We start from the raw sequence: 12,648 nt of genomic DNA, 5'->3' as shown, positions 1-12,648 counted from the left end.
GCGCACGGACCCTGCGGCGCCCGGGCGGTTCGGGAGTTGTCGGAGGCGCCGTTTAGACTGGGGGTAGACAGAAGGAGCTGATATGTGGACCACCCTCCCCCGTGCAGGTTTTGACACGGAAACCACGGGCGTTGACGTGATGAAGGATCGCCTGGTCACCGCCGCAATCGTCATCCAGGGCGGCGGGCGCGAAGAACGCTACACCTGGCTCGCCGATCCCGGGGTACCGATCCCGCAGAGTGCGGCGGCCATCCACGGCATCACCACCGAGCGCGCGCAAGCCGAGGGGCGCCCGGCGGTCGAGGTGCTGTCCGAGGTGGCGGATATGCTCGCCCGGCACATGGCCGCCGGCAACCCCGTCGTGGCCTACAACGCTTCCTATGACTTCACGTTGCTCGAATCCGAACTCGCCCGCCATGGCCTGCCCACCCTCGCTGAGCGCCTCGGCGGCGAGGTCCGCCCCGTGATCGATCCGTATTTCCTCGACCGGCACGTGGATCGCTACCGAAAAGGCAAGCGCCGCCTGGAAAACCTCGCCGAATACTACGGCGTGGCGCCCGAAACCTTCCACGACGCCGAAGGCGACGTCCTCATGACACTGCGGGTGCTAGACAAGATCCTGGCCAAGTACCCCGCCCTGGCCGAGGCACCGATCGACGTGGTGATGAACGACCAGCGGGTGGCCTACCACGAGTTCATGGACTTCATCACCCGCAACCGGCCAGCGGCGAGGTCCGAGCCGCGCGGCTGGCCAGTGGCCACATAGCTACCGGCGGGTCGGCGGCCGGCGGCCGCCGCCCGAATCGCTCTAGTTGTGCGAGCTATAGTTCGGCGCCTCGGCCGTCATCTGGATGTCATGCGGGTGGGACTCGCGCAGGCCCGCGGCGGTGATCCGCACGAAGCGCCCCTTCTCCTTCAGCTCCTGGATCGTACGCGCGCCCGTGTAGAACATCGTCTGGTGAAGGCCGCCGACCAACTGGTAGATCACCGAGCCGAGTGGGCCGCGGAAGGGCACCTGGCCTTCGATGCCCTCGGGGACGATCTTGTCGTCCGAGGAAACGTCAGCCTGGAAGTAGCGATCCTTGGAGTAGGACACGCGCCCGCGCGAACTCATCGCGCCAAGCGATCCCATGCCGCGGTATGACTTGTACTGCTTGCCGTTGACGAACACGAGCTCGCCCGGCGATTCTTCGCATCCGGCCAGCAGCGAGCCGAGCATCACTGTCGACGCCCCGGCCGCGAGCGCCTTGCCGATGTCGCCCGAGTACTGCAGACCGCCGTCGGCGATGAGCGGCACGTCCGCCGGATCGCACGCGAGGGAGGCCAGGTGAACCGCCGTCACCTGCGGTACGCCCACCCCGGCCACCACACGAGTGGTGCAGATCGAGCCCGGGCCCACGCCCACCTTGACGGCGTCCACGCCGGCGTCGATGAGGGCCTGCGCACCCTCCGTGGTCGCCACGTTGCCACCGATCACGTCCACGCCGTCGAAACGCGAATCGGACTTGATCCGACGAATCATGTCGAGGGCCAACTTGGCCTCCCCGTTCGCGGTGTCCACCACCAGCACGTCGACGCCGGCCTCCGCCAGCGCCTCCGCGCGCTCCCACGCGTCACCCCAGTAGCCGACGGCGGCGCCCACGCGCAGGCGGCCGTGCTCGTCTTTCGTCGAATAGGGGTACTTCTCCGACTTGGTGAAATCCTTGACGGTGATAAGACCGGTGAGGCGCCCGTCGCCGTCGATAAGGGGTAGCTTTTCCACCTTATTCTCGCGGAGCAAGCGGGCGGCCTCCTCCCTCACAATCCCCTCGCTACCGGTGATGAGCGGCATCCGGGTCATCGCCTCGGACACGCGCATCGTGGCCCATTGCTCCTGCGGGATGAAGCGCAGGTCGCGGTTGGTGATGATACCGACCAGCTTCTTATCCTCGTCCACCACCGGCAGGCCGGAGATCTTGTACTGGCCGCACAGGGCGTCGAGCTCGTCGATCGTGGCGTCCGGACCGATTGTTACCGGATCCGAAATCATGCCCGACTCGGAACGCTTAACCACGCGGACCTGCTGGGCCTGGTCCGGGATGGACAGGTTGCGGTGCAGGATTCCGATGCCGCCCTGGCGGGCCATCGCGATCGCCATGCGCGCCTCCGTCACTGTATCCATCGCCGCGCTCAGCAGCGGTACGTGTACGGAGATGTTGCGGGTCAAGCGTGAAGTGGTGTCCACCTCGGACGGCACAACGTCCGTCGCGTTCGGAAGAAGGAGGACGTCGTCGTAGGTCAAACCAACAAGTGCGAAAGGATCAATACTCACGGATCCATCATATGTGGCTGGCAAGCACAATTACACCGGGGGTTCATGCCGCGTTCGCCACGGTCCAAGGTGCGGATATTTTCTCAACGCTGAACTTGGACTATTCCAAAAAATGGACTTGTGGGGTAACCTCGATGGTGGATTCTCGCCGACCGTTACAACATCGGTTTTGGCGGTGAAGGCTAGCTGAAGGAAGTGAACGTGGTAGCTCGCATCAAGGACGTGCAGGGCGCACTGGTCGACTATTGGGACTGGCAGGCTCTCGGATCGTGCAACACGATGGATCCGGAATTCTTCTTCCATCCCGAAGGCGAGCGCGGCGGGCCGCGTCGCCGTCGAATCGAGCGTGCCAAGCGAATCTGCCAAACATGTCCCGTTCTGGACGAGTGCCGCGAGTACGCGCTGTCCCACAACGAACCCTACGGCGTGTGGGGCGGGCTCTCGGAAGAGGAGCGTAACCGTTTGACGAGGGAACGACGCCGCAGCCGCGCCTCCTAGCGCCGCCGGGTGCCAAGGCACAGCCGTTGGCGTCCACCGGAGGCCTGTGGCGCCGGGTTCGCGTGCGCGCAGATGACCCCGGAATCCTCCGCTCCGTCGCAGTCCGGCCGCGGTCACGACGCCAACCGGACGCCTCGCCGCCCACCCAATGCTTAACCGAGGTAGATCACTGAACCGTAGCACTGACGGCAATGTTGATCGTGGGCGAGCACGCGGGGATCTCAATCATGCGCCGAGTTTTATCGATTTATTGGCGTTTTATCTGCCTTAGATAAACCGCCAATAAATCGATAAAACTGCTAGTGTGGACGCCATGAAATACATCGACGACCCGTACACTCCCAATGCAGGCGCAAAGCCGACCGTTCTGGCCGGCCGTGAGGATGAGCTGGATCAGTTCGAAGTCCTGTTGGCCAGGAGCATGAAGGGCCGACCGGCACGGTCCATGATTATCACTGGGCTACGAGGCGTGGGCAAGACAGTCTTGCTCAATGAGTTTCGTGAGCGCGCCGAGCGTTCGGGCTGGGTCACAGTCGAGTTCGAAGCATCGAAGCACGACGAGGGACGCTTCCGTCAGCAGATCGCTATGAAGCTTCGTACCGCACTGTTGCGCATTTCCTCCCGAGCAAGATGGGATGAACGGCTTGAGAAAGCGGCGCGGGTCCTCAGCTCGTTCTCGATGAGTTTCGATCCTGATGGCGCAATCAGCGCAAGCCTCAATATCACCGATTTTGCTGGTCTGGCCGATTCGCAAGTACTCGAATACGACCTGACCGAGCTTCTCGTGAGCGTCGGGGAGGCGGCCCAAGCGCACAAGCGCGGAGTGGTCTTATTAATCGACGAGATTCAGTTCCTCGATCGCAACCAGCTTGAATCCCTCATCATGGCCATCCATAAGACCGTTCAACGCGCCCTGCCAATCACTTTGGTGGGTGCCGGCCTACCACAGATCGCAGAGTTGGCCGGAGATGCAAAATCGTATTCGGAGCGCCTGTTCACTTTTCCGAAAATTGACTCACTTAACGTAGCCGATGCAAGCAAAGCTTTCGCTGATCCTGCACGTCAAGAGGGTGTCGCTTGGGAGGAAGACGCTCTGCAACGCGCTATCGCTGTAACCGAGGGATACCCCTATTTCATTCAGGAGCTGGGTTCCGCCGTTTGGAGAACCGCCCCAAGCTCCCCGTTTCGCCGCCACGATGTCGACAATGCGATCCCGCTTTTCGAATCAAGATTGGATGAGTCATTCTTCCGCGTTCGCTTGGACCGCGCTACACCTCTCCAAGCCGCCTATTTGCGCGCTATGGCAGAACTTGGACCTGACCCCCAAAAGGCTAGCGCGGTGGCTAACGTTATACATCGTGGCTCACAAAGTCTGGGTCCGACTCGGTCGGAGCTCATCAATATGGGCTTGCTTTACACACCTTCACACGGCTACGCCGCGTTCACTGTTCCTCAATTTGACCGCTTTATGCAACGCGAGATGCCCGAGGTCGTCGTACCCAAGAAACGCAACCGAAAAGCGCGAAAGTAGAATGGCGCTAGGAGCCGCTAGCTAGCCGCGCCTCCTAGCGCCGCCGGGTGCCAAGGCACAGCCGTTGGCGTCCACCGGAGGCCTGTGGCGCCGGGTTCGCGTGCGCGCAGATGGCCCCGGAATCCTCCGCTCCGTCGCAGTCCGGCCGCGGTCACGACGCCGACCGGACGCCTCGCCGCCCACCCAATGCTTAACCGAGGTAGGCCACCGCCGACTCGAAGAGCCGCATATCGTAGCGTCCCGGCACGTTGCGGTAGAGGTTCTTTCCTATGCGCTCTGCGTGGCCCATCTTGCCAAACACGTGCCCGTCGGGCGAGATGATGCCCTCGATCGCGGCCACCGAGCCGTTGGGGTTGGCGGCGATGTCCATGGTGGGCTCGCCCGCAAGGTCAACGTAGCGCGTGGCGATCTGCCCGCCCGCGATCATCGCTTGCAGGTCGCCATCCGACGCCTGGAAGCGGCCCTCTCCGTGCGAGATCGGCACGGAATAGACCTCCCCCGGCTTGACCCCGGCCAGCCATGGGCTGGAGGTGTTTTCCACCCGCACCCGCACAATGCCCGACTGGTGGCGGCCGATCCGGTTGAAGGTGAGCGTGGGCGCCTCGGGGCGCGGCTCAACAATCTTGCCGTAGGGCACCAGCCCGAGCTTGACCAGCGCCTGGAAGCCGTTGCAGATGCCGAGGATGAGGCCGTCGCGATCCAACAGGGCGCCCACGCCCTCCACCAGAGCCTCGTTGCGCAGGAACGAGGTGATGAACTTGGCCGAGCCATCCGGCTCGTCGCCGCCGGAGAAGCCACCGGGGATCACAAGCATCTGGGAATCGGCAAGCGCGGCGGCGAAGCCCTCCACCGAGCGCGCGATGTCCTCCTCGTTGCGGTTCTTCACCACGAACACGTTCGCCAGCCCGCCCGCGGCCTCGACGGCCCGCGCGGTGTCGTACTCGCAGTTCGTGCCGGGGAACACCGGGATGAGGGCTCGCACGCCGGCCCGGCCGGGGGCCGTGGCCCGCGCGGGGGCCGTCGCGCCGACGGTCCGCGGCTGGGCGGCCACGTTGGCCGGCACCTCGCCGGGCTGGTCGACGTGGCGGGGGTAGACGTCGTCGAGCACGGACTCGTTCAGCGCGAAGATCTCCGAGCTCGCCACGCGCTGGCCGCCGAAGGAGAAGCCCTCGCGCGCCACCGTGCCGAGCGCCTCGCCCACGACGCCGTCCGCGCCGGCCCCCGCGGCGCCGCCTGCCCACTCGAGCACGAAGGAGCCGTAGGCGTAGTCGAAGAGCGAGTCAAGGTCGGCGCTTTCAACGTCGAAGCCGAGCCCCTCGCCTGCGGCCATCTTCATCACGGCCTCGGCGATGCCGCCGCGGCCGGGCGTGTAGGCGCTGACCACGGCGCCGCTGCGTAGCAGCTCGGTGACCTGGTTAAACACCTCGAGCAGCGAGTCCGGCTCGGGCAGACCCGCGAGCGCGCCGCCCTCCGCCACGCGCGGGCGTAGCACGCTCACCCTATTCCCGGCGGCCTTGAACTGGTTGGGCACCATGTTTCCAGCTTCTTCCACGGCGAGCGCGAAGGAGACGAGCGTGGGCGGCACGGAGAGGTCTTGGAAGGAGCCGGACATCGAGTCCTTGCCGCCGATCGCCCCGGCGCCGAGCCCGATCTGGGCCTCGAGCGCGCCGAGCAGGGCGGCCACGGGCTTACCCCAGCGAGCGGGATCCTGGCCCAAGCCCTCGAAGTACTCCTGGAAGGAAAGGTAGACGTCGTCGGCGCTGGCGCCGGTTGCCACCAGCTTTGCCACCGACTCGACCACCGCGAGGTAGGCGCCGTGGAAGGGGCTTGCCTCGCTCAGGTACGGGTTGTATCCCCAGGCCATGACAGTGACGGCGTCGGTATCGGCAAAGGCCGGTAGCCGGTGCGCCATCGCCTGGATCGGGGTGGCCTGGCGGGTGCCTCCAAAAGGCATGAGCACGGTACCGGCGCCCACGGTGGAATCGAAACGGTCAGCGAGCCCCTTCTTCGAGGCGACGTTGAGGTCCCCGGCCACATCCGCTAAGCGCTCGGCAAACGAGCCGAAGCGTCCCAACTGGGTGGCGCGCCAGTCGCCCGCCGCGGCGACCTCGGCTCGGACGCGCTGCTCGGCACCGTTCGTGTCGAGGAAGGAGCGGGCGATGTCGACAATCGCGACCCCACGCCAGAACATGCGCAGCCGCTCGGAGTCGGTGACGGTGGCGATGATGGTCGCCTGCAGGTTCTCGCCGGCGGCAAGCTCAATGAACGTTTCGGCGTCGGCGGCCTCGACCACCACCGCCATGCGCTCCTGGCTCTCGGAGATCGCGATCTCGGTGCCGTCCAGCCCCGCGTACTTCTTGGGCACGGCGTCCAGATTGATGTCGAGTCCGTCGGTGAGTTCGCCCACGGCCACAGCCACGCCGCCCGCACCGAAGTCGTTGCAGCGTTTGATCAGGCGCGAGGCCGCGGGGTTGGAAAAGAGTCGCTGAAGCTTGCGTTCCTCGGGCGCGTTGCCCTTCTGCACCTCGGCGCCGGCCGTAGTCAACGACTCGGCGGTGTGCGTCTTCGACGAACCAGTGGCCCCGCCGATGCCGTCGCGCCCGGTGGCGCCCCCCACGAGCACGACGACGTCGCCCGCCGCCGGCGCCTCCCGGCGCACCTGGCTCGCGGGTACGGCGGCGACGACCGCGCCGAGTTCCATGTGCTTGGCGACGAAACCGGGATGGTAGATCTCGTCCACGATGCCGGTGGCAAGCCCGATCTGGTTGCCGTAGGAGGAATACCCCGCGGCCGCGCGCTGGGCGATGGTGCGCTGAGGCAGCTTGCCCTCGAGGGTCTGCGACAGGGGCGTGCGCGGGTCGCCGGAGCCGCTCAGGCGCATCGCGCCGTGGACGTAGCCGCGCCCGGAGAGCGGGTCGCGGATCGCCCCGCCGATGCAGGTGGCCGCCCCGCCGAAGGGCTCGATTTCTGTGGGGTGGTTATGGGTTTCGTTTTTGAACAGGACGAGCCAGGGCTCGCTCTTCCCGTCCACGACGACGTCGCGGCGGATCGTACACGCGTTGATCTCCTCCGACTCCTCCACGTGGGCGAGCTTGCCGCGGGAGCGCAACACCTTCGCGCCGATCGTTCCCATGTCCATGAGGGTGACGGGCTTGGTTCGACCCACCTCGGTGCGGGCCTCCAGGTAGGTTCGGTAGGATTGGCGGACCTGCGGGTCCGCGAAGCTCACCTCATCGAGGACGGTGTTAAACGTGGTGTGCCGGCAGTGATCCGACCAGTAGGTGTCGACCACCTTGACCTCTGTCATCGTGGGCTGGCGGCCCTCGGCGGCGAAGTAATCGCGCAGCATCGCTAGGTCCGCCTCGCTCATGGCCAGCCCGAGCTCGGCGCGCAGGGCGGCGAGCTGTTCGTCGCTTGTCCCCACCAGCTGAACGTTCACGACGTCGGCCGGCTCGGCCACGTCCGCCGCCAGGCTCTCGGGCCGGGCAAGGTCCCCCTCCCGCGCCTCGACCGGGTTGATGACATAGCCCTTGATCGCCGCGAGCGCGGCAGCGTCCGCCTCGATGGCGTAGACCTTCGCTGCGCGGACAGTTGGGCGCTGTCCCGAAAGCTGGATCTGGATGCACTGGGCGGCCGAGTCGGCGCGCTGATCGAACTGGCCCGGCAGTGGCTCGACGGCGAAGACGTGGCCAGCCAGGGCGGCGTCGTCAAGCGAGGAGAAGGTCACGTCCACGGGCGGCTCGGACAGGATCGTGGGGACCACTGCGGCGAACTCGTCGTCGGTCAGCCCGTCCACGTCGTAACGGCCAAGGACGCGCACGCTGGCGACGTCAAGGCCAAGAACGTCGCGCAGTTCGCAGGCGAGGGCCGCAGCCTCGAGGCGCTCGCTGGGCTTCTTTTCGACGTAGATGCGGTGCATGATCTTCCTTTACGGGTGACGGAATTGGTGGGCGATGTCGGTGCGGTAGTGGGCTCCGGGGAAGGAGATGCGCCCGAGGCGGGCGTAGGCAAGGTCGAGGGCGCCATCGAGGGTGGCAGCCCGGCCGAGGACGCCTAGCACGCGCCCGCCGTTGGTCACGAGCCGGCCGTCCTCGTCCGCCACGCCCGCCATCACCACGTGGTCCCGGAGCTCGGTGGGCAACGCGATCGGGTCGCCGCGCCGAGGCGAGGCGGGATATCCCTCGGCGGACATGACCACGCAGGCGGCGCAGTCGGTGGAGAAGTCGACAGCGACGTCGGCCAGCGTCCCGTTTGTGGTGGCCTCAAGAATATCGAGCAGATCAGATTCGAGCAGCGGGAGAACCACCTGGGTTTCGGGGTCGCCGAAGCGGCAGTTGTACTCAATGACCTTCGGGCCGTCCTCGGTGAGGATAAGGCCGAAGTAGAGGCAGCCGGTAAACACCAGTCCTTCCTCGGCCAGGCCGTCCACGGTGGGGCGGAGGATCTCACGCTCACAACGTTTGGCGACCTCGGGGGTGTAAAGCGGGCTGGGGGCGATGACGCCCATGCCGCCTGTGTTTGGGCCGCTGTCCCCGTCGAGAAGGCGCTTGTGGTCCATGGCCGAAACCATCGGCCGGATCGTCCTGCCGTCCGTGAAGGCCAGCACGGTGACCTCGGGGCCGGAGAGAAACTCTTCGATGACCAGGCGCTTGCCGGACTCGCCGAAGCGCCCCGCCATTGCCTCGCGCACGGCGCGCTCGGCCTCCTCACGCGTGAGCGCGACCGTCACACCTTTACCCAGCGCCAGGCCGTCGGCCTTGACGACGACGGGCAGGGCGCAGTCGGCGACGTGGGCGAGAGCCGCCGCCTCGTCGTCGTAGACAGCGTAACCGGCGGTCGGTATGCCGTGGCGGGCCATGAACGCCTTCGCGAACGACTTCGAGCCCTCTATCTGGGCGGCGGCCGCGTTCGGGCCGAAGGCGGGGATCCCGGCGGCGGTGAAGGCGTCCACCGCGCCGGCGACCAGCGGGTCATCGGGGGTAACGACGACGAAGTCCACCGCGTTCGAGGCGGCGTAAGCGACGAGCTCGTCGATGGCGAGCGCGCCGATGGGCACACACGCAACGGCGGCGCCCCGGCCATCCTCCCGGGCGATGCCGGCGTTTCCCGGCGCCACCACGATCTGGCTCACCCGCGGGCTTTGCGCGAGCTTGCGGACGAGCGCGTGCTCGCGCCCACCCGAGCCAATGACCATTACCTTCATCGCGTAGCCCCTTCTTCCAGCTTCTGCGTTAAATCCGCCAGTGCGCGCGGCAGCAAGCGCCACTCGGCCTGCTCCATCACCCGCGCCTGCAACGTCTCCGGCGTGTCGCCCGGCTCGACCTTCACCTCGGCCTGGCTCAGGATCGGCCCGCCGTCGACCTCGTCGGTGACCAGGTGAACCGTCGCGCCCGTGACGCTCTCGCCCGCGGCCAGCACGGCCTCATGGACGGCCAGCCCGTACATGCCCGGCCCGCCGTAGGCCGGCAGCAGCGACGGGTGAATGTTGATCATGCGGCCGGCGTACGCGCGGGTGACCTCGGCCGGCACGATGGCGAGGTAGCCGGCGAGCACGACGACGTCGATCCGTGCCTCCTCGAGCACCGCGGCCAGATCCGTCTTCGCGATTCGCAGGGCGGGAACCCCGGCCTTCTTGGCACGCTCGAGCGCGTGGCAGTCCCGGTCCGCACCCACGAGGGCGAGCTGTGCGTGCGGGAGACGGCCGGCAGCCGCGGCGTCAAGGAGCGCCTGGAGGTTGGTCCCCCCACCCGAGCACAGCACCGCCACCCTCACAGCTCGATGCCCTCCGAGCCGGTGACCTCGCCGATCACGGCGCCCGGCTCTCCCGCGGCGGCCAGGATGGCGAGGGCTTGGTCGACGTCGTCGGGACCGACCACTACGGCCATGCCGAGGCCCATGTTGAACGTGTTGAACATGTCGCGCTCGGGGATGGCGCCCTCGCGGGCGATGAGGTCGAAAACCGCGGGGCGTGCGATCGCGGTCTTGTCGATCCGCATGCCCAGCCCCTCGGGCAGAGCACGCGGCAAGTTCTCGTACAGACCGCCGCCAGTGATGTGGCTGACCGCCTTGACCTGAACCTCCTCGGCAAGCGCCAGAATCGGCTTGACGTAGATCTTCGTCGGCTCGATGAGCGCCTCGCCCAGGGTCCGGCCCAACTCCGGATACTCGCGCCCGAGTGCCTCCGGGGTCATATCGAACACCCGGCGCACCAGGGAGAACCCATTGGAATGCACGCCCGAGGACGCGAGCCCGATGACGACGTCGCCCACCCGAGCACCGTTCTTGAGCATGTTGGCTTCATCGACAACACCTACCGCGAAGCCAGCCAGGTCGTACTCGTCCTCGGGGTAGAAGCCCGGCATCTCGGCCGTCTCCCCGCCGATCAGCGCCGCGCCCGCCTGGACGCAGCCCTCGGCAACGCCCGCCACGATCCGCTCGATCCGCTCCGGCACGTTCTTACCGCACGCGATGTAGTCGAGGAAGAACAGCGGACGGGCCCCCGAACACACGATGTCATTGACGCACATCGCCACACAGTCAATGCCCACGGTGTCGTGGCGGTCGAGCGCGAAGGCGAGCTTCAACTTCGTGCCCACCCCGTCCGTGCCCGAGACCAGGATGGGGCGCTCCATGCCCGCCACCTCCGGGGCGAACAGACCACCGAAGCCACCCAGCCCAGAGACGACGCCCGGCGTGCGGGTACGCTCCACGTGGCGGGCCATAAGCTCCACGGCACGGTAGCCGGCCGTGATGTCGACACCGGCCGCCGCGTAGAAATCGGAATGGGAATCGCTCCTCACGGGCGAACCTCCTTCACCTGCAACATCGTCGTGGTCTCCTCGTCCTTCAGCACGCCCGTCCTAATCGTGCGCTTGTACCGGCTAACCTCCGGGTCGCTCACCGTCGTCGGATAGTTGCCGTCGAAGCACGCGGTGCAAAAGCCGCCGATCTTCGCCGGTTCGGCCATCCGCCGCGCGTCCTCAATGCTGAGGTAGCCCAGGGAATCGGCGTCGATGTCCTGGCGGATCTCCTCCTCGCTCATCCGGCAGGCGATCAGCTTCTCACGCGAGTCGATGTCCGTGCCGTAATAGCACGGGTTGAGGAACGGCGGTGCCGACACCCGGAAGTGCACCTCCGTCGCCCCGGCCTCACGCAGGAGCCCGATGATGCGCTTGCACGTGGTGCCGCGCACGATCGAATCGTCCACCAGCACCACCCGCTTGCCCGCCACCACCGCCGGGACCGGGTTGAGTTTGATGCGCACTCCGCGCTCGCGCGAGGACTGGCCCGGGGAAATGAAGGTACGTCCGATGTACTTGTTCTTGATGAAGCCCGTGTCGTAGGGGATACCGGACTCCTGGGAGAAACCCATCGCGGCGTCAAGCCCCGAATCGGGCACGCCGACGACGATGTCCGCATCCACCGGGTGCGAGCGCGCGAGGAATCGACCCGCACGCTGGCGGGCGGTATGAACGCTCATCCCGTCGACGTCCGAATCCGGGCGCGCGAAGTAGATGTATTCGAAGACGCAGGCGGTGTGCGGCTTGGTTCCGCAGTGAGTACGGATCGAGCGCAGCGAGATTGGGGCTTGGGCGCTGTCCGCAGCCCGCTCGGCGATGACGATCTCCCCCGGCACCACGTCGCGCAGGTAGGTGGCGCCCACGGCATGGAGCGCACACGTCTCCGAGGCGAAGACCACCCCGCCGTCGTCGAGCGTTCCGATACACAGCGGGCGAAATCCGTGGGGGTCGCGGACCGCGAGCAGCTTCTGCGGCGACATCACCACAAGCGAATACGCCCCCACCAGGTAGTTCATCGCCGACTCGACGGCCGCCTCGATCGAGGCGGCGCGGAGGCGTTCGTGGATGATCTCATAGGAGATCACCTCGGTGTCGGTGCTGGTTTGGAAGATCGAGCCGCGCATCTCCAGCTCACGGCGCAACTCGGTCGCGTTGGCGAGGTTGCCGTTGTGGGCGATCGCCATCGTGCCCTTCATGTGGTTGACCACGAGCGGCTGGGCGTTGATCCGGCCGCGCGCACCCGTCGTACCGTATCGTACGTGGCCCGTGGCCATCTCTCCCGTTCCCAGATGAGCGAGAACATCGGCGGTGAAGACGTCACCGACGAGCCCGACGTCGCGATGCTCGGCAAAGACGCCGTCGTCGTTCACGACGATCCCACAGCTCTCCTGCCCACGGTGTTGCAACGCATAGAGCCCGTAGTACGAATCGTGTGCGACGTAACCGGCCTCGGGGCGGAAAATCCCAAAAACTCCGCATTCCTCTTCAAGTGCCATAACCGGCGAAAA

The 12,648-nt window shown here is 66.4% G+C and carries 9 protein-coding genes; 3 read left to right on the top strand and 6 right to left on the bottom strand.

All coding sequences use genetic code 11. The features are described from left to right. Positions 1 to 82: 82 nt before the first annotated feature. A complete protein-coding gene (locus J2S45_RS03190; RefSeq protein ID WP_296931331.1) occupies positions 83 to 766 on the top strand; it encodes an exonuclease domain-containing protein in 684 nt (227 codons plus the stop codon). A 42-nt stretch (positions 767 to 808) separates the two neighbouring features. Here the strand turns inward: J2S45_RS03190 and guaB are convergent, their stop codons facing one another. Then, positions 809 to 2,311, bottom strand: a complete 1,503-nt coding sequence (gene guaB / locus J2S45_RS03185; RefSeq protein ID WP_307634519.1) for an IMP dehydrogenase — start codon at positions 2,309 to 2,311, stop codon at positions 809 to 811. Positions 2,312 to 2,512: 201 nt separating this feature from the next. On the opposite strand from guaB, the gene J2S45_RS03180 reads away from it, so the two are divergent. Together J2S45_RS03180 and J2S45_RS03175 are read left to right on the top strand one after the other, a co-directional pair. After that, positions 2,513 to 2,809 carry a WhiB family transcriptional regulator gene (locus tag J2S45_RS03180; RefSeq protein WP_270974813.1) on the top strand — a complete coding sequence of 99 codons (297 nt, stop codon included), beginning with the start codon at positions 2,513 to 2,515 and terminating at the stop codon, positions 2,807 to 2,809. Positions 2,810 to 3,122: 313 nt separating this feature from the next. Then, positions 3,123 to 4,340 carry an ATP-binding protein gene (locus tag J2S45_RS03175; RefSeq protein WP_307634518.1) on the top strand — a complete coding sequence of 406 codons (1,218 nt, stop codon included), beginning with the start codon at positions 3,123 to 3,125 and terminating at the stop codon, positions 4,338 to 4,340. 190 nt (positions 4,341 to 4,530) lie between these two features. On the opposite strand, the gene J2S45_RS03170 is transcribed toward J2S45_RS03175, so the two are convergent. Genes J2S45_RS03170 through purF form a run of 5 tightly spaced genes read right to left on the bottom strand, consistent with a single transcriptional unit; the run spans position 4,531 to position 12,636 of the window. Continuing rightward, on the bottom strand, positions 4,531 to 8,259 hold the full coding sequence (locus J2S45_RS03170; protein WP_307634517.1) for a phosphoribosylformylglycinamidine synthase: 3,729 nt from the start codon (positions 8,257 to 8,259) through the stop codon (positions 4,531 to 4,533). A 9-nt stretch (positions 8,260 to 8,268) separates the two neighbouring features. Then, positions 8,269 to 9,543: a phosphoribosylamine--glycine ligase gene (gene purD, locus J2S45_RS03165; RefSeq protein WP_307634516.1), complete on the bottom strand. Its 1,275-nt coding sequence runs from the start codon at positions 9,541 to 9,543 to the stop codon at positions 8,269 to 8,271. After that, positions 9,540 to 10,112 (bottom strand): phosphoribosylglycinamide formyltransferase, encoded by a 573-nt coding sequence (purN, locus tag J2S45_RS03160; RefSeq protein ID WP_307634515.1) that lies wholly within the window; start codon positions 10,110 to 10,112, stop codon positions 9,540 to 9,542. Before purN ends, purD begins: the two co-directional genes overlap by 4 nt. Beyond that, complete coding sequence (gene purM / locus J2S45_RS03155; RefSeq protein ID WP_307634514.1) at positions 10,109 to 11,140, bottom strand: phosphoribosylformylglycinamidine cyclo-ligase; 1,032 nt, start codon at positions 11,138 to 11,140, stop codon at positions 10,109 to 10,111. Before purM ends, purN begins: the two co-directional genes overlap by 4 nt. Continuing rightward, positions 11,137 to 12,636: an amidophosphoribosyltransferase gene (purF, locus tag J2S45_RS03150; RefSeq protein ID WP_307634513.1), complete on the bottom strand. Its 1,500-nt coding sequence runs from the start codon at positions 12,634 to 12,636 to the stop codon at positions 11,137 to 11,139. Before purF ends, purM begins: the two co-directional genes overlap by 4 nt. Positions 12,637 to 12,648: the final 12 nt, after the last annotated feature.

Source organism: Trueperella abortisuis, assembly GCF_030811095.1.
GTDB classification, from domain to species: Bacteria; Actinomycetota; Actinomycetes; order Actinomycetales; family Actinomycetaceae; genus Trueperella; species Trueperella abortisuis.
Note: the sequence above shows the minus strand (reverse complement) of the source record. Positions and strands in the feature narration are given on the sequence as shown.

Excerpts from the sequence above, each read along its gene's own strand:
- purD (WP_307634516.1), bottom strand. The coding sequence starts at position 9,543 with ATGAAGGTAATGGTCATTGGCTCGGGTGGGCGCGAGCACGCGCTCGTC.
- J2S45_RS03175 (WP_307634518.1), top strand. The coding sequence starts at position 3,123 with ATGAAATACATCGACGACCCGTACACTCCCAATGCAGGCGCAAAGCCG.
- J2S45_RS03190 (WP_296931331.1), top strand. The coding sequence starts at position 83 with ATGTGGACCACCCTCCCCCGTGCAGGTTTTGACACGGAAACCACGGGC.
- J2S45_RS03170 (WP_307634517.1), bottom strand. The coding sequence starts at position 8,259 with ATGCACCGCATCTACGTCGAAAAGAAGCCCAGCGAGCGCCTCGAGGCT.
- purF (WP_307634513.1), bottom strand. The coding sequence starts at position 12,636 with ATGGCACTTGAAGAGGAATGCGGAGTTTTTGGGATTTTCCGCCCCGAG.